The organism is Haloferax sulfurifontis ATCC BAA-897, from assembly GCF_000337835.1.
Lineage (GTDB): Archaea > Halobacteriota > Halobacteria > Halobacteriales > Haloferacaceae > Haloferax > Haloferax denitrificans.
The window spans coordinates 1-19,475 of the sequence record NZ_AOLM01000004.1 but is presented as its reverse complement, the minus strand read 5'-3'; the positions used below and the strand labels follow the sequence as shown (position 1 = coordinate 19,475).

Here is a 19,475-nt window from a genome sequence, read left to right as displayed (position 1 = left end):
TATCGACAGCATCGGGGCCGAATCGAGGTTCAAAATGAACATTCATGTGTGAGATATGGTTACAAAGTAGACGAACGGCAGATTCGAGCCGCCATCCATCGGATTTAAGGACGTATGTAGCGAACCATTCTCCATGTCATCAATCGAGCTCACGTCGAGTCAGAAAACTATCTTGACTGCCCTCATCAACCTCTATCGGGACTCCGAAGACGCCGTAAAGGGTGAGGACATCGCGACCGAGGTCAACCGAAACCCCGGCACCATCCGAAACCAGATGCAGAGCCTGAAGGCGCTCCAGCTGGTCGAGGGCGTCCCCGGTCCGAAGGGCGGCTACAAGCCGACCGCCAACGCCTACGAGGCGCTCGACGTGGACAAGATGGACGAGCCCGCGTTCGTCCCCCTGTTCCACAACGACGAGGAAGTCGAGGGCGTCAACGTCGACGAAATCGACCTCTCCAGCGTTCACCACCCCGAGCTGTGCCGCGCCGAGATTCACGTGCAGGGCTCCGTCCGCGAGTTCCACGAGGGCGACAAGATTCGCGTCGGTCCGACGCCCCTCTCGAAGCTCGTCATCGACGGCACGCTCGACGGCAAGGACGACACGAGCAACATCCTCATCCTCCGCATCGACGACATGCAGGCACCCGTCGGCGAACCCCAGCACTAACCACGCACATCTCTTCGTCTTTTTCCGGGCACTCTCCTCGCACTCCGACCGGCTGGTTTGGCGTTCGGGCGAGACAGTCCGTCTGACGCCGGCGAGGCGGTCCGCGCCACCGATTGACCTCGGCAGTGCTCGGAGCGTCTAACGGAGCCGAAGAAACCGAAACTGAGTCGTCGGGCGTCGCGTCGCCCGGTGATCGTTCGAGGCGGCCGAGTTAGAGGTCGTTCCAGGCGGAGAGCGCGCGCTTCGGCGACGTGACGTCCGCAATCCAGTTCGCGGCGATGCCCTTCTTCAGCGTCCGCGCGAGCGGGCCGCCGAAGACGTTGACGGGGAACTCGCCGACGACGGGGAACTTCACGCCGTGGGCGACGGCGTCGTGGCCGATGGAGATGACCGTTCCCTTGTCGGTGAACGTCCAGCGCTTGAGCGGCTTGCCGGCGATGGCGCGGGCGATGTTCTCGCCGGCGACGTCCGCGGCGTCCCAGGCGGCCTGCGCCGTCGGCGGCGCGACGCTGTCGGGACCCTGCTCGACGAGGGCGCAGTCGCCGACCGCGAAGACGCGGTCGTCGCTGGTCTGGAAGTCCTCCTCGGCGAAAAAGCGGTGGGAGCGCTCGTCCTGTTCGAGTTCGACGTCGGACGCCTCGGGCTGGCCGGTGATACCGCCGGTCCAGACGAGCACGTCGTAGTCGAGTTCCTCGGGGTCCTCGTCCTCGCCGCCGCCGATGAAGACGGTCTCCTCGTCGACCTTCGAGATGAAGTCGCCGGTGAGGATGTCGATGTCGAGGTCTTCGACGCGGCGGCGGAGCGCGCCCTGCAGTTCGGGGTCGTTGCCGGGGAAGATTTCGTCCATCCCCTCGACGAGCTTGATGTCGATGGGCGCGCGGTTGGTGTCGCGGTACTCGGCGACCTCGGCGGCCGTCTGGATGCCGGAGAGGCCCGCACCGCCGATGACGACCTGCGCGGGGTCGTCGCGGGAGGCGTCGGCGGCCGCCTCCTTGATGTCCTGGTGAATCTCGCGGGCGTCGTCGAGGCCCTTGAGCTGGTGGGCGAACTCCTCGAGGCCCTCGATGCCGAAGAAGGCGGTCGAAGAGCCGATGGCGACGAGCAGATAGTCGTAGTCGACGTCGTCGCCGCCTTCGAGTTCGACGACGCGCTCGTCGACGTTCACGTCGGTCGCGCGACCCTTGACGAAGTCGGTCGAGTCGGACTTGATGTCGTCGACGGGGATGGTGATGCTGGACTCGACGCTCGGGTCTCGGATACAGCGGTGGACCTCGTGGAGGACGAGGTGGTAGTCGTGTTCGGCGACCCACGTGAGTTGCGCGTCGTGACCGAGCTCTTCTTCGAGGGTTGTGACCGCGCCGGCCCCGGCGTACCCCGAGCCGAGAACGACGACCTGCGTGCTCATGTCGTCGTCTGTGCAGTCATCCGATAAAGGGGCTTTGAAACCGTCTCTACAGCCGGGGTAATTTTGGCCGCTACGCCCCCAGAGCGTCGAAATCCGGATTCGACGGTTGTCGGATTAGTCGAGACTGAGGCCCGCGTGCCAGCGGTCGACGCCCGCCTCGCGTTTGACTTCGTCCATCTTCGCGAGCAGGTGGACCGCGAGGCTGGCGGTTTCTGCCGCGCGCGACTCGCCTTCGGTGCGGAACTCGCCGGTGACGCGGTTCGCGTACACCGAGCAGACGGCCCCCGCTCGGAGGCCGTAGACGTTGGCGATGGTCAGGAGCGCCGCGGCCTCCATCTCGATGTTCTTCACGTTCGCTTCACGCAGTTCCTCGACCAGCGAGTCCGAGCCGGCGGCGCGGAACCCCTCGAAGCCGGGTCGGCCCTGCCCCGCGTAGAAGGAGTCGGCGCTCATCGTGAGGCCGACGTGGTAGTCGTAGCCGAGGCGTTCGGCGGCCGCGACGAGCGCCGAGACGACCTCGTGGTCGGAAACGGCGGGGTAGTCCTCGCGGACGTACTCCTTGGAGGTTCCCTCCTGTCGGACCGCGCCAGAGGTGATGACGAGGTCGCCCACCTCCATCTCGGGCTGAATCGCGCCGCAGGAGCCGACGCGGATGAAGGTGTCCGCGCCGGCGCGGGCGAGTTCCTCGACGGCGATGGCCGCCGAGGGGCTCCCGATACCCGTCGAAGTGACCGAAATCGGCGTCCCGTCGTAACTGCCCGTGGCGGTCCGGTACTCGCGGTGGTAGGCCTTCTCCTCGTGGTCGTCCCACAGCGCCGTCACCTTGTCCACGCGCTCGGGGTTCCCGGGGAGCAACACCGCGTCGGCGAGGTCCGCGGGACCGACTTCGAGGTGGTACTGAACCTCGTCGTTCGGGTCCTCACTGTCGTTCATGGCACTACTCGCGCGCCGGCGGTGGAAATTCTTGCGTTCTCTGAGGGAACCCTCGCGGGCGTCGTCACGTTCCCGGTCCCGTTCTCGTTCTCGTTCTTGTTCGCGGTCGCGGTCGCGGCCGGCGAGGTCGTCGCGCGGGGAGTCGTCGTCGACCGCCGCTCGCCCGCGACGCCGCGCCACGCCGGGTCGTCGGCGGGGTCGCCGTCGCGGAACGGCGGCGGGAGGTCGGCCCGCTCGTCGGCCGCAAGCAGGTAGCCGAATCCCGCGCCGACGTACCAGTCGACCAGCGACGGGTCGAGGTCGGCGTCCACGACGAGGTCGCCGCCGGTGTACCACTCCAGCGCCGCGTCGTCGTCGACGTCGACGCCGGTCCGCCGCCAGCGCACGCCGGAGCCGCCGTCGCGGAACGCCGACACCGAGAGCGTCACGTCGGCCATCTCGGGGGCGGAAACGCGCTCGAACGAACGGTTCGCGGGCGCGACGCCGTCGGCCCCGGACTCGTAGTACGACAGCGCGTGGTCGATTTCGGCCTCGTAGGTCGCCCGCTCGCCGGGCGAGACGTTCGAGAGGTCGACGTGGACCGAGACGGTCCGCTCGCGGAAGGGCGACTCCCGCTCGTCGGCGTCCGGTTCCGGCAGTCGCGTCGTCTCGATGCGCTCTGACAGCGCGGGAAACGCGGCGGCGTCGTCGTGGGTCAGCCCGAGCAGGTGGCCGAACTCGTGTTTCAGGACCGTCTCGGTCGTCCGGTCGTCGTAGCCGGCGGCGACGACCACCGAGACGGGTTCGGTCGGCGCGGTCGGTTCGTCGCCGTCGAAGAGGGGCGCACAGCCGACCGCGTCCGCGCCGTCGTAGTCGCCGCAGGCGTCGATTCGCTCGACGACCGAGACGGTCACGTCCGGTTCCGAGGCGTTCGGCACCACGACGAACGCCGGGTCGTAGGCGGCCGCCGACGCGTTCGCCCGCCAGTAGTCGACCGCCGATTCCACGAGCGCGGCGTAGTCGCGGCCGTCCGCGGCCGCGTCGATGCCGACGACGACGGGCGCGCGGCCCCACGGGTTGTCGGCGGGGCGCGTCTCCGGCACCGGCGACGACCCGGTTCCACCGACGGCGACAGAGACGGCCCCGTCGTCGCCGTCGCTCGCGTCGGCCGACGGGGTACCGAGGGCGGCGTCCACGACCGGCGGGGACGGCGACAGCGACGCACACCCCGACAGTGCGACGAGAAAAGCGAGCGCGAGCGCGACGATTCCGCGGTCGGCGGCGAGCGACACGTTACTCGTCGGCGCCGGCGTCGCGCTTCGCCGCGGCGGCTTCCAGCGTGTCCAGCGAGATGGTGTTCGGGAGGAGTTCGCCCAGGGTGTACTCGGCGACGTCGTCGCCCCCGAGGTCGCAGACGACCGGCAGGTCCTCGTCGCAGAACTCCGCGAGCGTCTGGCGACACATCCCGCAGGGGGTGACGCCGTCGCGCGCTCCCGAGGTGACGACGAGACGGTCGAACTCCGTGTGGCCGTTTTTCACGGCCTCCGCGATGGCGACCTCCTCGGCGTGGAGGCTGTTCGAGTAGTTCGCGTTCTCGATGTTACAGCCGACGTAGACCTCGCCGTCGGCGGTCCTGAGCGCCGCTCCGACGGTGTACTCCGAGTAGGGAACGTACGCGTTGTCGAGCGCTTCGCGGGCGCGTTCGACGAGTGATTCGGGCATTGGGCGCTCATTCGCGTGGGGTGGCTTAGTTCGTTCGGCTCCCCGAGACTGTCGCCTCGGCCGACGGACGCGGCCGGCGGCTCCGAGGGGCATCACCCATCGCGTCGTCCCGCAAGCGACTATACGACGCGGCCCTAACGCGGCGTCGTGAACGACACATCCGGCGGACGACGAATCCTGCTCCTCGTTGGCGCGAGCGTCGTAGTCATCTCGGGCATCCTCGGCGTCTTCATCGGCGAGAACGGCGGTCAGGTCGCCGCCGAGATATCGCTGTTCGGCGTCCTCTCACTGCCGACCAGTCCGCTCGCGTTCAGCCTCTACGGGATGGCGTTCTCGGCCGTCATCCTCGCGGTGCTGTTCGCGCTCGTCGAGTACGCCTCGCGCGTGGAGAACGCTCAGTAACGGGGGTTCGCATCGGTAACGGTGGCTCGCGCCGCGTCGAAACGCCCGTCCCGGTCGGGGAACCGCGACCGGAAGGCGGACCGCTTTTGCTCGTCCGGCCCCGACGGACCCGCATGGACGCGCCCTCGTCGACCTCGACCTCGACCTCGGACGCCTCGGCCGGCGACGCCGCCCCCGGCCCGCTCCCGGAGGACACGGGCGGCAAGAACCGAAAGCGCGCCGCGCTGGCGACCGCGCCGTTCCTCGCGCTCGGGCTGGCCGACGTGGTACTCATCCTCCTGCAGGGGCTCGAACCGCTCTGGGGATTCGCCATCCTCCCGCCGATTCTGTTCTGTAGCGTGCTGACCTGGATCGTCTTCAGCACCGACTTCCTCGACGACCGGACCTGAGCCGACCGCGAGTCGGGTCCGGGGATTCGATTCAGCGTCGCAGGTTCGTGGAGTACTTCGTCGGCGTCTCCTCGTCGTAGCCGAAGTCCTCGGCGGTCAGTTCGGGCTCGGCGTCTCCGACGCTCGCGGGCGCGGCGACTTTGAACCGCTCGCGGAGGCGCTCGGGCATCGAGAACGACTCGCGGTCGAGCCGGAGCGCGATGGCGTCCGCGTCGGCTTCCCTCACTCCGTCGAGTCGCTTCCGCGGCCCCGACGGGAGGTCCTCGGCGTCGACCGCCTCGAAGCCGAACTGCGCGCAGTAGCCGTGGTCCGAGGTGAACCCGTAGACGGTGTCGAACGCCTCGGCCGCGGCGCGGTCGACCAGTCGCTCGACGACGTGCGCGCCGACGCCTTGCCCGCGCCACCGCTCCGAGACGCCGACGCAGGTGACCTCGCAGAACGGCTCGTCAGTCTTGTGGACCCGGATGCGCCCGAATCCAGCCTTCTCGCCGGACTCCTCGTCGAGCGCAATCACGTAATCGCGGGACCGGAAAGAGCCGTCGTCGAGTCCGAGTTCCTCAAGCGAGTCGAGCAACCAGACCTCGTCTCGGTTCTTCGCGTCTCGGACGTACATGCCTATCAGTAGCACACCGGCCGACAAAAACGCCTCGGGCCGGGCGACCGATTCCCGCCGCGTCGGTCGAACTCAACGAAAGAACAGTAAAGATTCATGGTTCCGGTCGCGGAACCACGGTTCATGGACGTGCCCGACACCGACACCGTGGTACACGAACCGGACCCGGCGTTCGTCGAGGACGCCAACGTCACCCGCTTCATGCGGGAACACGACATCGAGGACTACGACGAACTCATCGAGCGGACGACGACCGAGGTTCCGGGCGTCGGTGCCTCGGGCGTCGAGTGGTTCTGGGACGAACTCGTCGACTACCTCGACATCGACTTCTACGAGGAGTACGACGCGGTCCGCGACGACTCGGAGGGGCCGCAGTTCTCCCGCTGGTACCCCGGCGGCGAGCTAAACGTCGCCCACAACACCCTCGACCGACACGCCGCGGTCGACTCCGGGAACCGGAACCGCGTCGCCTGCATCTGGGAGGGCGAAGACGGCGAGGTCGTCCAGCGGACCTACCACGACCTCTACCGCGAGGCCAACCGCGTCGCCAACGTCCTCGAATCGTACGGCGTCGAGACCGGCGATACGGTGGGGCTGTACATGCCGATGGTCCCCGAGGTCATCTCCATCCTCTACGGCTGTTTCAAGGTCGGCGCGATAGCCGTCCCCATCTTCTCCGGGTTCGGCGTCGACGCCACCGCGACCCGCCTCGCAGACCCCGAGTGTTCAGTCCTCTTTACTGCTGACGGCTTCTATCGCCGCGGCTCGGAAGTCCGGCTGAAGCCGACCGCCGACGAGGCGATGGCGGAGGCGGACTGCGTCGAGAACGTCGTCGTCTACCGGCGGTTCGGCGACGAAAGCGGGGATAGCGACGACGACGTGCCGTGGACAGAGGGCCGCGACGAGTGGTGGGAAGACACCGTCGGCGAGGCCGACCCCGAGTACGAAACCAAATCCCTCCCGTCGGACGCCGAGTCGATGTTGCTGTACTCCTCGGGGACGACCGGCAAGCCGAAGGGCATCGTTCACACCCACGCGGGCGTCCAGATGCAGACCGCGAAGGAGATTCACTTCGGCTTCGACCAGAAGCCCGAAGACCGGTTCTTCTGGGTGTCCGACATCGGCTGGATGATGGGGCCGTGGACGCTCATCGGGAACCACACCTTCGCCGGCACCATCTTCATGTACGAGGGCGCGCCCGACTACCCGAACCCGGACCGCTTCTGGGACATGATAGAGCGCCACCGCATCACCACCTTCGGCATCTCGCCGACGGCCATCCGCGCCCTGCGAAAGTACGGCGACGAGGAAGTCGAGAAACACGACCTGTCGAGCCTCCGCCTGCTGGGGTCGACCGGCGAGCCGTGGGACCCCGAGTCGTGGATGTGGTTCTACGAACACGTCGGCGGCGGCGACGCGCCCATCATGAACATCTCCGGCGGCACCGAAATCTGCGGCTGTTTCCTCATGCCGATGCCGACCCAGCCGCTCAAGCCCTGCTCGCTCGGCGGCCCCGGCCTCGGGATGGACATCGACATCGTGGACTCGTCGGGCGAGTCCATCGCCGACACCCACGAACGGGGCTTCCTCGTCGCCCGCGACTCCTGCCCGTCGATGACCAAGAGCCTCTGGGAGGGCGACGAGCGCTACCTCGACACCTACTGGTCGTCGTGGGACGACCTCTGGGACCACGGCGACTGGGCGCAGAAGGACGAAGACGGCTTCTGGTTCTTACACGGCCGCGCCGACGACGCGCTCAACGTGGCCGGCCGCAAGGTCGGCCCCGCCGAGGTCGAAGGCGCGCTCATCGAACACGACGCGGTGAATCAGGCCGCCGCGGTCGGCGTCCCCGACGACACCACCGGGACGGCCGTCGTCGCCTACGTCGTCCTCGAAGACGGCGTCGAGGAGAGCGACGACCTCCGCGAGGAGCTTCGGGGCGTCGTCGGCGAGGAGTTGGGCAAGCCGTTCCGTCCGCGCGAGATACTGTTCGTCGACGAGTTCCCGAAGACGCAGTCGGGGAAGATAATCCGCCGCGCCATCGCCTCCATCTACGCGGGCGAAGACCTCGGCGACATGAGCAGTATCGAGAACCCCGAGTCGCTCGAAAAGATAGAGAACGCGTCCTGAGGCGGTTTTTTCGCCCCTCGTTCAGTCGGACAGCGCCGCGCCGACGCCGTCGTTCCACGCGTCGGCGGTGAAATCGACCGCGTCGTTCCACGTGGCGACGACGGTCGTCACCGCGAGGTCGCCGGTCACGTTCACCATCGTCCGAATCCGGTCGAGGATGGGGTCGACGCCGGCGACGAGCCCCACGATTTCGAGCGGCAGGCCGAGTTGCGTCAAGACGAGCGTGAGCATGATGAGCCCCGAGCCGGGCACGCCGGCGGTGCCGATGCTCGCCAGCACGGCCACCGCGACGACGGCGAACTGGTCGGCCAAAGAGAGGTTCACGCCGACGATGTTCGCCGCGAAGATGGCCGCGACGCCCTGGTACATCGCCGTGCCGTCCATGTTGATGGTCGCGCCGAGCGGGAGCGTAAAGCCGTAGATGCGCTCTTCGATGCCGAGGTTCTCGTCCGCGTCCGACATCGTGACCGGGAGCGTCCCGGACGACGACCGGATGCTCAGCGCGGTCACCATCGCGTCGCGCGCACCGGAGAGGAACGCGACCGGCGACCGCCCCGCGACCCCGACGACGAACGCGCCGAGGTAGACGAGACCGATGTGGACGACGGCCGCGAGGAGCATCGTCCCGATGAGGAGCGCGAAGGGGAGGACGGCGTCGACGCCGGCGGTGCCGAAGACGTTCGCCATGAGGGCGAAGACGCCGAGAACGCCGAACTCCATCGCGCCCCAGACGACCTTGTACATCGCCTCCGCGCCCGCGTCGGCGAGATCGAAGAACGCCTCGATGCCGCGTTTGACCTGCTCGTCGTCGGTCTCCTCCCACGCCAGCGTGAGGCCGAGACCGAACACGACGACGAAGAAGATGGTCGGCAACACGCTCCCGTCGGCCATCGCGCCCACGGGGTTCGTCGGGACGATGTTGAGGACGACTTCGACGGCGTCGGGGGCCTCGGCGCTCTGTGCCTCGGCACCGGCGAGTAGTTCTTCGAGCCCGCGAGAGCCGGGGGAGACGAGGTTACTCACACCGAGTCCGATGGCGACCGCGAACGCTGACGTGAGCGCGTACAGACCCACGACCTGTAATCCGACCCGCCCGAGCGACGACGGCGAGAGCTGTCGGACGCCCATCAGGAGCGTGAACACCACGATGGGGACGATGAGCATCTTCAGCAGTCGGACGAACAGGTCGCCGACCGGTTTCAGGGCCGTCGCGGGTTCGCCGACGACGAGGCCGACGAGCGATCCGAGGACGAACGCGACCCCGATTCGGTAGACGATGCCGACCGAACGATACCGGTTCCAGAGTGACACGATGCCAGACTGTGACATGTAACGTGTGTGAACTAACCTTACAGCCGAATCATAAATGTAGCGGTCGAAAATCGGAATTTAACACGGTCGTGGAATTTAAACTCAAGAATCGAATGAATATTCGACTCTCCGACGAGAGGCCGCCACGCCCGCCGTCAGTACGCGTCGTCGGGCGCGAGCGCGACCGACTCGATGACCCCGTCGCCGACCGAGAGCGCCGCCTCGACGGCCTCGGCGGTCTCGGGAATTCGAATCGTCCCGCCGGCGAGAAGCGGGGCGAGCACGCCGGCGACGACGGTTCCGGGCCGGGAGAGCGACGACCGGACCGCGACCGTGTCGCCCGTTTCGAGGTCGAAGTCGGCGACGACCTCGCGGGCCGCGTCGAGCAGGTCGCCGTGGGTGAACTCGCGGTCGTCGGCGACGAGCGCCGGGTCCTGGGGCGCGACGACCTCCGGGTGGACCGCGGGGTTCTCGCTCCAGACCTCCTGTTCCCAGTGCGTCGTCGCGGGCGAACTCGACGGGCCGCCGAACACGGCGAGTTTCTGCCCCGGCGGGAGGTCGTCGAACTCGGACTCGCGGGCGACGGCGACGACGGTCGCCCGCGCCTCGACCGCGGGGTCGAACGCCGTCACCGCGCCGAGCTGGGCCGCCCCGAGGAACGTCAACAGCGGTTCGGGGAGCGACACCGGGTCGACCGCGACGCGAGCGCCCTTGCGGACGCCGAGGTAGCGGAGGACGTTTCCGGCCTTGTACGAGGTCGTGATGAGGTCGTGGTACGTGTAGGTCCGGCCGGGGCCGTCGACCCGGAGGGCGAGTCGGTCGCTCCGCCGGTCGCGGGCCATGAGGTCGCCGATAACGTCCATAGCCGACCGTACGGAGTCGGTGCGAAAAAAGGCCCCGAGGCGCTCTCGCGGTTCGAGAACGCGACGGGAACCCGGCGTCGTCCCTCGATGTGAGTCAGGGCGCGCCAGCGATGACGAACGTGCTCTCCTCGGGGCCGTTTCGGAGTTCCCGCGTGTCCTCCGGCGAGACGCGCACGGCGTCGCCGGGTTCGAGGTCGAGTTCCTTGTCCTCGACGACGAGCGTGGCCCCGCCGGAGACGAGGTAGTACACTTCCTCGTGGCCCTGTTCGGCGTGGTCGTGGGGCTTGCCGGACCAGTCGGGGTCCGCCTCCAACACGCTGAAGCCGAGTTCGACGCAGTCGAGTTCGTCCCGCAGGAAGTGAAGCCCGCCGCCGACCGCGTCTACGTCCTCGTAGTTCGCTTTCGTGTAGGACATCGCTTGAGCTGACGGCCGCCGGACAAGAGAGGGTGGCGGTGCCGGAAATCCGTTACAGCGAGTTCTTCAGTTTCTGGAAGAGGCCCTCTTTGACCTCCTCGCCGCCGGCCTCGGCGAACTCCTTGAGCGCCTCGCGCTGTTCCTTGTTGAGGTCTTCGGGCGTGACGACGTGGACCTCGACGTGCAGGTCGCCGTGGCCCCGACCGTCGAGGTGGGGCATCCCCGCGTCGGAGACGGTGAACGTCGACCCGCTTTGGGTGCCCGCGGGCACCTTCAGTTCCTCCTCGCCGTCGAGCGTCGGCACCTCGACGGTCGCGCCGAAGACGGCCTGCGGGAAGGAGATGGGGTGGGTGTAGCGGAGGTCGTCGCCGTCGCGCTCGAACTCCTCGTGGTCGCGGACGTTGACCTCGACGAACAGGTCGCCGTTGGGACCGCCGTTCTCGCCGGGTTCGCCCTCGCCGCGGTAGCGGAGGCGCTGGCCGTCGCGGAAGCCGGCGGGGATGGTGATGGTCACGTCGCGGGTGCGGCGGACGCGACCGCTCCCGCGGCACTCCGAGCAGTCCTCGCTGTAGGTCTCGCCCTCGCCGCCGCAGGCGCGACAGGTCGTCGTCTGCTGGACGCGGCCGAAGGGAGTCTGCTGGACCGTCGTCTGCTGGCCCGAGCCGTTACACTCCGAACAGGTGTTCACCTCTGCGTCGTCGGGGTGGCCCTCGCCGTCGCACTCCGGACAGACCTCGCGGCGGCGAATCGTCACGTCGCGCTCGATGCCGTGGTAGGCGTCTTCGAGGTCGATCGAGATGCGCTGGGCCACGTCGCGGCCCTGCTGGGGGCGGTTGCGCTGTTGGCCGCCCGCGCCGCCGTTGAACAGGTTGTTGAAGATGTCCTCGAAGCCGCCACCGCCGCCGCCCATGCCGCCGAACGGGTTACCGCCGCCGCCGAAGGGGTTGCCACCGCCGCGGCCGCCACCGCCGCCGCCGCGTTTCTGGGACTGCTGGAAGCGCTCGTGGCCGACCTGGTCGTACATCTGCCGCTTTTCGTCGTCCGTGAGCACCTCCTTGGCCTTCTGGACCTTCTTGAACTTCTCCTCGGCGTCGTCCTCGTCGGAAACGTCGGGGTGGTACTTCGCGGCCTTCTTGCGGTACGCGTTCTTGATTTCGTCTTTCGAGGCGTCCCGCGAGACCCCGAGTACGTCGTAGAAGTTCTCGCTCATCAGTTGCTATCTTGTAGCCGGTGAAGGTATTTGAAAAGTCCGTCTCTCGTATCGCGGCGAGCGCGAGCGGGGTCAAACCGGGGGTTTCGCCCGGATTCGACCGCCGGCGTCGGGTCCCTCGGCGACCCGAGAGTCAGTCAGTCAGTCGCTCAGTCGCTCAGTTGTCCTCTTCGTCCTCGTCGAAGTCCGCGTCGGCGTCGACGAAGTCCTCGGGGTCGGCACCGCCGGGGCCGCCGGCCGCGCCCGCACCAGCGCCGCCGGCACCGCCGGCCTGCGCCTGCTGTTGGTACATGCGCTTGCCGATTTCCTGCAGTTGCTTCGAGAGGTCTTCGGTCACGTCTTCGAGTTCGTCCGTGGAGGCGTCGTCGTCCTCGAGGACGGCTTCGACGTCCTCGATGGCCGCCTCGATGTCGGCGCGGAGTTCGTCGTCGACGTTCTCTTCGTTCTCTTCGAGGAGCGTCTCCGCGCGCTGGACCGCGCCCTCGGCCTCGTTGCGGGCCTCGACGGCGCGGCGGCGCTCTTTGTCCTCTTCGGCGTGCTGTTCGGCCTCCTGTTGCATGCGGTCGATCTCGTCGTCGGAGAGGCCCGCGCCGCCCTCGATGGTGATGGACTCGGCGTTGCCGGAGCCCTTGTCCTCGGCGGAGACGTTGACGATGCCGTTCTCGTCGATGTTGAAGCCGACTTCGATCTGCGGGGTGCCCGCGGGGGCCGGCGGGATGCCGGAGAGCGTGAACTCGCCGAGGAGTTCGTTGTCCTCGGCCATCTCGCGTTCGCCCTGGAAGACGCGGACCTGCACCGTCGTCTGGTTGTCGGCCGCGGTGGTGAAAATCTTCGACTCCTCGGTCGGAATCGTCGTGTTCTTCTCGATGAGGCGCTCGAAGAGGCCGCCTTTGACCTCGATACCGAGCGACAGCGGCGTCACGTCGAGGAGGACGATGTCGTCGACCTCGCCGCCGAGGACGCCGCCCTGGATAGCCGCGCCGAGCGCGACGGCCTCGTCGGGGTTGACGGACTTCTTCGGCTCGGAGCCGAGCAGTTCTTCGACCTTGTCGCGGACCTGCGGCATCCGGGTGGAACCGCCGACGAGGATGACGTCGTCGATGTCGCCCTTGTCGTAGCCGGCGTCTTCGAGCGCCTGCTCGGTCGGCTCGACCGTGCGGTCGATGAGGTCGGCGGTGAGCGACTCGAACTTCGCGCGGGTCAGGTCGTATTCGAGGTGGACCGGCCCGGAGTCCGTCGCCGTGATGAACGGGAGGTTGATGGTCGTCTCCTTGCGCGAGGAGAGCTCGATTTTCGCTTCCTCGGCCGCATCCTTGAGACGCTGGAGCGCCTGTCGGTCCTCGCGGAGGTCGATTCCGTGGTCGTTCTTGAACTCGGTGGCGAGCCAGTCGATGATGGCCTCGTCCCAGTCGTCGCCGCCGAGGTCGTTGTCCCCGTTCGTGGCGACCACTTCGTAGACGCCGCCGCCGAGGTCGAGGACGGACACGTCGAACGTGCCGCCGCCGAGGTCGTAGACGAGCACGGTCTGGTTCGACTCGTCGTCGAGACCGTAGGCCATCGACGCGGCGGTCGGCTCGTTGACGATGCGCTCGACGTCGAGACCCGCGATTTCGCCGGCGTCCTTCGTCGCCTGCCGCTGTTTGTCGTTGAAGTACGCGGGGGCGGTGATGACGGCCTTCTGCAGTTCGTCGCCGAGGTAGTCCTCGGCGTCGCGCTTGATCTTCTGGAGAATCATCGCCGAAATCTGCTCCGGCGTGTACTCCTCGCCCTCGATGTCGACGGTGTAGCCGTCCTCGCCCATGTGGCGCTTGATAGAGCGAATCGTGCGCTCTGGGTTCTGGATGGCCTGGTTCTTCGCCGGCTTGCCGACCAACCGCTCACCGTCGTCGGTGAACGCGACGACGGAGGGGGTGGTTCGGTCGCCTTCTGCGTTCACGATAATCTCCGGGTCGCCGCCCTCCATCACCGCGAACGCGCTGTTCGTGGTGCCGAGGTCGATACCCAGAATCTTGTTGCTCGCCATCTTGCCCGCAAATACCGTCTTTTGCCGGTTAAAGGTTACTAGATACTGCGACACACGGTGTGCATCGGGGTCGACGCCGTCTTGCGATTTCTACTTCTCGCGTCGAAACAGGTCGGTCGATTTATGTAGAACCGCCGACCGCGTCGCGGCGACGGCTCCGAGCGAGAGCACCCGGCGGCGAGCGCCGGGCCGGCGGCCCAGCACCCAGTCGGCGACCGACCGCGCGGCCCTGCAGGCGGTCAGTCCGTCGGCCGCGGGCGCTCGGTTCCGTCGGGCGAATCAGCGCCGTCCGAGCGGAGCGACGGCGCGTCGGCCCCGTCGAGGGCGTCGAGCACCACCGAGAGCGTCCGCTCTCTGCCCTCGCTGGCGAAGAACTCGTGGCCGCCGTCGTACGGGACGAGGTTCGCAGACGGGGTCCGGTCGCCGATTGCGCGAACGTCGACGACGCGGTCCGAAAGCGAGACGAACACCACGTCGTCGGGGTTGAACGGCGGCAACGACTCCTGAGCTCCGTGGATCATGCGGAGGAACGCGGGCGAGGCGTTTCCCGGGGCGTCGGCCAGCTCGGCCGCGAGCTTCAGCTCGCCGAGGTCGTCGCGGGAGATGCCGGACGGGACGACGGCCTTGGTCGTCGGCAGTCGTCTGACAAGGGGCAAAAAGAGCGTGGCGAGCCCCGAAACCGCCGTCCCCCACCACGGGCTCAGAAAGACGTTCCGGACCGAGAGGTCGAGGTGGGCGGCCACGAGGCCGCCGGTGCTGTGGCTGAGGACGAGGTCGATGTCGCGGTCGACCGCGTACGCCCGCACCGGGCTCACGTACTGGCGCTCGAACTCCCAGCCGTTCGTCGGGAGTTCGACGGCGTGGACGTGATACCCCTCGTAGGTGAGGCGGTCGAGGAGCCACTCGACGCTCCGGTGACCCGGCTCGTTGCCCCACCCGAGGACGAAAAGCAGGTCGTCGTCGCCGGGGTCGCCGTGTTGGGTGACGCGCACGGTCGGCCGCCGCCGACGGGAACGAAGTCGCATGGCGTAGTGATAGCGAGGTGAGAACAAAAGTCCTCGCCGGTCGGAGGGAGGCGAGACCGCCCCCGACGGCGGCGAGCGCCCGGTCGACAGCGCGCTATTCGCCCTTGCTGACCGTGATTTGCGCGGCGCGGATGACCTTGTCGGCCATCTCGTAGCCGGGTTGGAACACGTCGGCGACGGTGTCAGCCGGTTCGTCGCTGTCGACGCGCATCATCACCTCGTGGCGGTTCGGGTCCACGTCGGTCCCCGGTTCGGGGTCGATGATTTCGACGTTCTCGTCTTCGAGGATTCGGTCGAACTCCTTGAGCGTCGATTCGAGGCCGCCGCGGATGTCGGCGTCGTCGTCCTGGTCGAGCGCGCGAACGAGGTTGTCGCGGACGGTGACGACGCGCTCGACGAAGTCCTCGGTGGCGCGGTCTTTTATCTGGGACTGTCGCTTCTTCGCGCGCTTCTTGTAGTTCTGGAAGTCGGCCTGCGTGCGCTTGAGACGCGACTGGAGTTCCTCGGCCGTCGCCTCTGCCTCGTCGCGCTCGGCTTCGAGGTCTGCGACGCGGGCTTCGAGCGCCGCGACCTCGGCCGCGAGGTCGTCGTCGTACTCGGCGACGCGGTCGGCGACGGTCGGCCCGTCGCCCGCCGCGTCGGATTGCTCGGCCGCCGACTCGGCGCTCGACGCCTCGCCGTCGGCGCCCGTCGCCGCGTCTTCGGCCGCCTGCGCCGCTACGTCGGATGCCGCGTCAGTCTCGGCGTCTGCGTTCGCGTCCGTGACCGACTCGGCAGGGTCGTCGCTCATGGGCGGGAGAAGTGTCCGACGCGGCTTAAACGTGTAGACTGCGGGTCGGCCGAAACCCTTCTCAGGGCGGAGGGGTCGCGCGGGGCGAAACTCCCCGCGACCGACCGCCAGCGCCGCCTACTGGTACATCCCGAGCGGTCGGGCCTGCGTGCTCTCCTCGTCGGACTGTTGCATCCGCCGGGCCAACTGCTCTTTGGCCTGCCGTATCTCGGTGGCGCTGTTCACGAGGTCGTCGACGGGCACCTCGATGCCGACGAGGGGTTCGAGGCCGTGTTTGATGATGACGCGAGCGGCCTCGGGGTCCGGGAACTGCGGGTCCGACTCGACTATCAGCGCGAGCGCCGGGCGGCCGACCGAGACGGCGTTGCTCAGGAGCGCGCCCGTCGGCCCCGAGACGAGACCGGTCTCCGTGGGGCTGTCGATACCGGCCGCTTCGAGCCGCGACCGCGCGCCGTCGGTGCCGACGCCGTAGAGCGCCGGCACGTCCTCGGACCTCTCGTGGGCGATGCCCGAGAGGAACACGGGGAGCACGTCGAGTTCCTCGAACCACGGGCCGAGACAGGCCGCGAGTTCGGTCGCCGCCTCGGGACGGATTGGGATGTCGCTCTGGAGGACGAGCAGGTCCCGTTCCGGGTCGGCGTAGAGCCTGACCGGCGGGTGCAACGCCGGGTCGTCCTCCATGTAGACCGCGACCTTCGGGACGCCCTCGCAGAACACGTCCGCGTAGTGGGTCATGTCGAAGGCCTCCACGAGATGGTCGGCCGCGATTTTGCCGACCAACCCCACGCCCGGCAGTCCCTCGACCAGCGTCGGCGACTCCAGTTCGTCGGTGAGTTCCTCCGCGAGGACGCGAATGCGTGCCATAGGTGAACATGGTCGCCGGGGCGAGGTAAATCCGACGGGCGAGTGCGTAGCCGTCGGCCGCCGGCTCCGCCCCGTCCCGCCCCGTCCCGACGCGACTGGTTCGACCGGTGCCGGTCTCGGGCGACGACGCCGGCGACTCCGAAACCGACAAACGCGCCCGCGCGGAATCGAGTGTCATGAACCCGCTCCAGCGGTACGCGCCGCTCGTGGACGACGAGGAGGCCTTTTTCGCGGCCTGCGAGCGGCCGCTTCCCTCCGTCGTCCGCGTCAACACCATCAAGACGACGGTGGCGCGCGCCCGCGAGGCGCTCGACGACGAGGGCGTCGCCTACGAACCGACCGACTGGCACCCCGGCATCCTCAAGCTCGAAGACAGCAGTCCGGGGACGAACTGGCCGTACTTCCACGGCTGGCTCCACGGCCAAGAGGAAGTGTCGGCGCTTCCCGCTATCGCCCTCGACCCGCAACCGGGCGAGCGGGTGTGGGACACCTGCGCCGCGCCGGGGTCGAAGACGACCCAGATAGCCGCCATGATGGACGACGAGGGCGTCCTCATCGGCAACGACAACAACCTCGGCCGGCTGTCGGCGCTCCGCCACAACGCCGAGCGCCTCGGCGTGACCAACCTCGTCGTGTCGAATCAGGACGCCCGCAACTTCTCGATGAAGCCCTACGGGGAGCGGACCCCGGAGAAGTCCGAATCGTTCGAGCAGTTCGACCGCGTCCTCGTGGACGCGCCGTGTTCCTGCGAGGGCACCTGCCGGAAGAACCCCGACGTGCTCGACGAGTGGACGATGAACCACGTCAAGAGCGTCGCCGGCATCCAGAAGGGCATCCTCCGGCGCGCCGTGCAGGTGACGAAAGCCGGCGGGAACGTCGTCTACTCCACGTGTACCTTCGCGCCGGAGGAGAACGAGGCCATCCTCGATTTCGTCCTCGAACGGGAGGACTGCGAGGTGGTCGAGTGGGACGTCCCCGACGGCTTCGAGACCGCGCCCGGCATCACCGAGTGGGAGGGCGACGAGTACGACCCGTCGGTGACGAAGGCCCGCCGCGTCTACCCGCACCACAACGACACGGGCGGCTTCTTCACCGCCAAGCTGGAGGTGACCGCATGAGCGACGACACCGCCCCCGACGAGAACTGGGGCCAGCAGTTCGACCGCCTGCCGCCGACGGCCGACGACCGCGTCGTCGACGGTCGCCCCTCCCGCGAGGAGGTCATCGACTGGTGGGACGAGCGGTTCGGCGTCGCCCCCGCCGTCTTCGACGGCTACACGTTCTGGGAGAAGGGCGCGGGCAAGATTTGGGCGTTCCACGGCGAGGTCGTCGACCCCATCGAAGTCGAGGGCCTCGGAATGCGCATTCTGCGGACCCGCCAGCGCCACTGGAAGCCCTCGACCAACGCGGTCCAGCGCTTCTGCGGCGACGCGACGAAGAACGTCATCGAACTGAGTCCGGGCGAGGCGAAGGCGTTCGTCGACGGCCACGACCAACAGCTCGACCGGTGGGAGGGCGACTGGGGCTATCTCACCGCCGCCCACGAAATCGCCGGCGAACTCGAACCCCTCGGCGTCGGCCTCTACCTCCACGGGGAACTCCGCTCGACGGTCCCGAAGGGTCGGCAGGAAGACCTCGTCAAACTCGACTGAGCGGTTCGGGGTCGCACCCCGACGCTACTTCTCTCTGACCGTCCCGCCGGTCAGCCCCTCCCACTCGACCCGGTAGCCGAGCCGCGAGAGGACCGCGCTCGCGTCGTCGAGGCCGCGGTCGTCGAGGACGGACTCGGCCGCCGACAGCGACATCCCCGCCTCGACCTCCTCGGCGAGCGCGTCGAGGACGCCCGGCCGGACCAGCGTCCGCCCGACGAGTTCGTGGTCCGGGAAGACCACGTCGTCGAGCGCGTCGACCGAGACGCCGCGGGCGGCCGCGAGGTCCGACAGCGTCACCACGTCGTCGTCGGGCGCGAGTTCGGCGGGGAGCGACGAGGCCGCGTCGGCGACGAGGTCGGACTCGTAGTCGCGCAACACGTCCACCACGTCCTTCACGCGCACGGAGCCGGCGTACGGGACGGCGCGGTGGTCGCGGGCGGCGATGTCCTCGCCGACGCCGAGCGACTCGTCGACGGCGACGACGAGTTCCACGTCCTCCACGTCGGCGAGTTGGCCCAGTTTCTTCTCGACGTACTCGGGCGTCCAAAAGCCCATAATCTCGAAGAAGACGCGGAAGTCGGCGTGGACGTAGTCGAACGCGAAGTCCGGAATCATCACGCTCGTGCCCGTTTCGAGCGGTTCCGGCTCCCGAACGAGCGACCAGTCGAGGTCGAGGCCGCGGAAGCGGGCGGCGAAGTCGGCCTCCACGCCGCTGTCGAAGCCGGGTTCGGCCATCGGATCGACGCCGGGGACCGACACGTCGTCGCTCGTGAGCGTCATCTCCCGGTCGGTCCCGCGGTCGTCGATGGTCGCCACGAGTCGCCAGTCGCCAGCGGTGGCGACCGACCGGAGCAGGCGGGCGAAGGCGGTCCCGTACCGGCGAGTTCGCTGAAACAGCGCGTCGGGGCCGGTGACGACGACCTCGCGGCCGGCGTCGGTCTTCCGGACCTCGTACATCAGCCGGAGGCGCTTGACCGCCGAGACGACGGCTTTCGGGTCGGAACTTCGAACCCGGACCTCGGTCGCGTCGAACAGGGCGGTCTGGGCGAGCGAAAGGTTGTACTGCGCGAGCAGTTCGTCGGG

General features: G+C 68.1%; 20 protein-coding genes. 6 read left to right on the top strand and 14 right to left on the bottom strand.

Annotated elements, in window-relative coordinates:
- The first annotated feature begins 133 nt into the window (after positions 1–133).
- Positions 134–667 carry an Rrf2 family transcriptional regulator gene (locus C441_RS02480; protein WP_004063234.1) on the top strand — a complete coding sequence of 178 codons (534 nt, stop codon included), beginning with the start codon at positions 134–136 and terminating at the stop codon, positions 665–667.
- A 211-nt stretch (positions 668–878) separates the two neighbouring features.
- On the opposite strand, the gene C441_RS02475 is transcribed toward C441_RS02480, so the two are convergent.
- The 4 genes from C441_RS02475 to cdd form a co-directional block, all read right to left on the bottom strand.
- Positions 879–2,072, bottom strand: a complete 1,194-nt coding sequence (locus C441_RS02475; protein WP_007273632.1) for an NAD(P)/FAD-dependent oxidoreductase — start codon at positions 2,070–2,072, stop codon at positions 879–881.
- A 114-nt stretch (positions 2,073–2,186) separates the two neighbouring features.
- Entirely contained in the window at positions 2,187–3,005 is an 819-nt protein-coding gene (locus C441_RS02470; protein ID WP_007273631.1) for a nucleoside phosphorylase, read from the bottom strand.
- Positions 3,002–4,276 carry a hypothetical protein gene (locus C441_RS02465; protein WP_007273630.1) on the bottom strand — a complete coding sequence of 425 codons (1,275 nt, stop codon included), beginning with the start codon at positions 4,274–4,276 and terminating at the stop codon, positions 3,002–3,004. The genes C441_RS02470 and C441_RS02465 overlap by 4 nt, the downstream gene beginning before the upstream one ends.
- 1 nt (position 4,277) lies before the next feature.
- Positions 4,278–4,706, bottom strand: coding sequence for a cytidine deaminase (cdd, locus tag C441_RS02460; RefSeq protein ID WP_007273629.1), 429 nt, complete (start codon positions 4,704–4,706; stop codon positions 4,278–4,280).
- 147 nt (positions 4,707–4,853) lie between these two features.
- Here cdd and C441_RS02455 point away from each other — a divergent pair, with 147 nt between their 5' ends.
- Both C441_RS02455 and C441_RS02450 read left to right on the top strand, forming a co-directional pair.
- Complete coding sequence (locus C441_RS02455; RefSeq protein WP_004970668.1) at positions 4,854–5,108, top strand: DUF7520 family protein; 255 nt, start codon at positions 4,854–4,856, stop codon at positions 5,106–5,108.
- A 113-nt stretch (positions 5,109–5,221) separates the two neighbouring features.
- A complete protein-coding gene (locus C441_RS02450) occupies positions 5,222–5,497 on the top strand; it encodes a hypothetical protein (RefSeq protein ID WP_004970667.1) in 276 nt (91 codons plus the stop codon).
- A gap of 31 nt (positions 5,498–5,528) precedes the next feature.
- Here C441_RS02450 and C441_RS02445 read toward each other — a convergent pair whose 3' ends face one another.
- On the bottom strand, positions 5,529–6,110 hold the full coding sequence (locus C441_RS02445) for a GNAT family N-acetyltransferase (RefSeq protein WP_007273628.1): 582 nt from the start codon (positions 6,108–6,110) through the stop codon (positions 5,529–5,531).
- 123 nt (positions 6,111–6,233) lie between these two features.
- Between C441_RS02445 and C441_RS02440 the strand changes: the two genes are divergently transcribed.
- Positions 6,234–8,240: an AMP-binding protein gene (locus tag C441_RS02440; RefSeq protein ID WP_049920381.1), complete on the top strand. Its 2,007-nt coding sequence runs from the start codon at positions 6,234–6,236 to the stop codon at positions 8,238–8,240.
- Positions 8,241–8,261: 21 nt separating this feature from the next.
- Here the strand turns inward: C441_RS02440 and C441_RS02435 are convergent, their stop codons facing one another.
- The 8 genes from C441_RS02435 to C441_RS02400 all read right to left on the bottom strand — a co-directional run bounded on the left by C441_RS02435 (position 8,262) and on the right by C441_RS02400 (position 16,741).
- Positions 8,262–9,569 (bottom strand): dicarboxylate/amino acid:cation symporter, encoded by a 1,308-nt coding sequence (locus C441_RS02435; protein ID WP_049920380.1) that lies wholly within the window; start codon positions 9,567–9,569, stop codon positions 8,262–8,264.
- A 137-nt stretch (positions 9,570–9,706) separates the two neighbouring features.
- Positions 9,707–10,414: an AMP-binding protein gene (locus C441_RS02430; RefSeq protein WP_007273625.1), complete on the bottom strand. Its 708-nt coding sequence runs from the start codon at positions 10,412–10,414 to the stop codon at positions 9,707–9,709.
- Between the two features lie 94 nt (positions 10,415–10,508).
- Positions 10,509–10,829, bottom strand: coding sequence for a cupin domain-containing protein (locus C441_RS02425; RefSeq protein ID WP_007273624.1), 321 nt, complete (start codon positions 10,827–10,829; stop codon positions 10,509–10,511).
- A 52-nt stretch (positions 10,830–10,881) separates the two neighbouring features.
- Positions 10,882–12,039, bottom strand: a complete 1,158-nt coding sequence (gene dnaJ / locus C441_RS02420) for a molecular chaperone DnaJ (protein WP_007273623.1) — start codon at positions 12,037–12,039, stop codon at positions 10,882–10,884.
- Positions 12,040–12,196: 157 nt separating this feature from the next.
- Complete coding sequence (gene dnaK / locus C441_RS02415) at positions 12,197–14,062, bottom strand: molecular chaperone DnaK (RefSeq protein WP_007273622.1); 1,866 nt, start codon at positions 14,060–14,062, stop codon at positions 12,197–12,199.
- A gap of 239 nt (positions 14,063–14,301) precedes the next feature.
- Positions 14,302–15,054 carry an alpha/beta hydrolase gene (locus C441_RS02410; protein WP_007273620.1) on the bottom strand — a complete coding sequence of 251 codons (753 nt, stop codon included), beginning with the start codon at positions 15,052–15,054 and terminating at the stop codon, positions 14,302–14,304.
- A 127-nt stretch (positions 15,055–15,181) separates the two neighbouring features.
- Complete coding sequence (locus tag C441_RS02405; protein ID WP_007273619.1) at positions 15,182–15,877, bottom strand: nucleotide exchange factor GrpE; 696 nt, start codon at positions 15,875–15,877, stop codon at positions 15,182–15,184.
- Between the two features lie 117 nt (positions 15,878–15,994).
- Positions 15,995–16,741, bottom strand: a complete 747-nt coding sequence (locus C441_RS02400; protein WP_007273618.1) for a proteasome assembly chaperone family protein — start codon at positions 16,739–16,741, stop codon at positions 15,995–15,997.
- 176 nt (positions 16,742–16,917) lie between these two features.
- On the opposite strand from C441_RS02400, the gene C441_RS02395 reads away from it, so the two are divergent.
- Both C441_RS02395 and C441_RS02390 read left to right on the top strand, forming a co-directional pair.
- Complete coding sequence (locus C441_RS02395; RefSeq protein ID WP_007273617.1) at positions 16,918–17,859, top strand: RsmB/NOP family class I SAM-dependent RNA methyltransferase; 942 nt, start codon at positions 16,918–16,920, stop codon at positions 17,857–17,859.
- A complete protein-coding gene (locus C441_RS02390; RefSeq protein WP_007273616.1) occupies positions 17,856–18,392 on the top strand; it encodes a DUF7122 family protein in 537 nt (178 codons plus the stop codon). The genes C441_RS02395 and C441_RS02390 overlap by 4 nt, the downstream gene beginning before the upstream one ends.
- Before the next feature lie 24 nt (positions 18,393–18,416).
- On the opposite strand, the gene C441_RS02385 is transcribed toward C441_RS02390, so the two are convergent.
- A partial coding sequence (locus C441_RS02385) for a DUF790 family protein (RefSeq protein ID WP_007273615.1) occupies positions 18,417–19,475 on the bottom strand: 1,059 nt, incomplete at its 5' end.

What these genes read in the sequence shown, in the direction of transcription:
- C441_RS02405 (WP_007273619.1), bottom strand. Translation starts at nt 15,877, where the DNA reads ATGAGCGACGACCCTGCCGAGTCGGTCACGGACGCGAACGCAGACGCC.
- C441_RS02445 (WP_007273628.1), bottom strand. Translation starts at nt 6,110, where the DNA reads ATGTACGTCCGAGACGCGAAGAACCGAGACGAGGTCTGGTTGCTCGAC.
- C441_RS02475 (WP_007273632.1), bottom strand. Translation starts at nt 2,072, where the DNA reads ATGAGCACGCAGGTCGTCGTTCTCGGCTCGGGGTACGCCGGGGCCGGC.
- C441_RS02435 (WP_049920380.1), bottom strand. Translation starts at nt 9,569, where the DNA reads ATGTCACAGTCTGGCATCGTGTCACTCTGGAACCGGTATCGTTCGGTC.
- C441_RS02425 (WP_007273624.1), bottom strand. Translation starts at nt 10,829, where the DNA reads ATGTCCTACACGAAAGCGAACTACGAGGACGTAGACGCGGTCGGCGGC.
- C441_RS02390 (WP_007273616.1), top strand. Translation starts at nt 17,856, where the DNA reads ATGAGCGACGACACCGCCCCCGACGAGAACTGGGGCCAGCAGTTCGAC.
- dnaJ (WP_007273623.1), bottom strand. Translation starts at nt 12,039, where the DNA reads ATGAGCGAGAACTTCTACGACGTACTCGGGGTCTCGCGGGACGCCTCG.
- C441_RS02480 (WP_004063234.1), top strand. Translation starts at nt 134, where the DNA reads ATGTCATCAATCGAGCTCACGTCGAGTCAGAAAACTATCTTGACTGCC.
- C441_RS02400 (WP_007273618.1), bottom strand. Translation starts at nt 16,741, where the DNA reads ATGGCACGCATTCGCGTCCTCGCGGAGGAACTCACCGACGAACTGGAG.
- C441_RS02430 (WP_007273625.1), bottom strand. Translation starts at nt 10,414, where the DNA reads ATGGACGTTATCGGCGACCTCATGGCCCGCGACCGGCGGAGCGACCGA.
- C441_RS02440 (WP_049920381.1), top strand. Translation starts at nt 6,234, where the DNA reads ATGGACGTGCCCGACACCGACACCGTGGTACACGAACCGGACCCGGCG.
- C441_RS02470 (WP_007273631.1), bottom strand. Translation starts at nt 3,005, where the DNA reads ATGAACGACAGTGAGGACCCGAACGACGAGGTTCAGTACCACCTCGAA.
- dnaK (WP_007273622.1), bottom strand. Translation starts at nt 14,062, where the DNA reads ATGGCGAGCAACAAGATTCTGGGTATCGACCTCGGCACCACGAACAGC.
- C441_RS02395 (WP_007273617.1), top strand. Translation starts at nt 16,918, where the DNA reads ATGAACCCGCTCCAGCGGTACGCGCCGCTCGTGGACGACGAGGAGGCC.
- cdd (WP_007273629.1), bottom strand. Translation starts at nt 4,706, where the DNA reads ATGCCCGAATCACTCGTCGAACGCGCCCGCGAAGCGCTCGACAACGCG.
- C441_RS02450 (WP_004970667.1), top strand. Translation starts at nt 5,222, where the DNA reads ATGGACGCGCCCTCGTCGACCTCGACCTCGACCTCGGACGCCTCGGCC.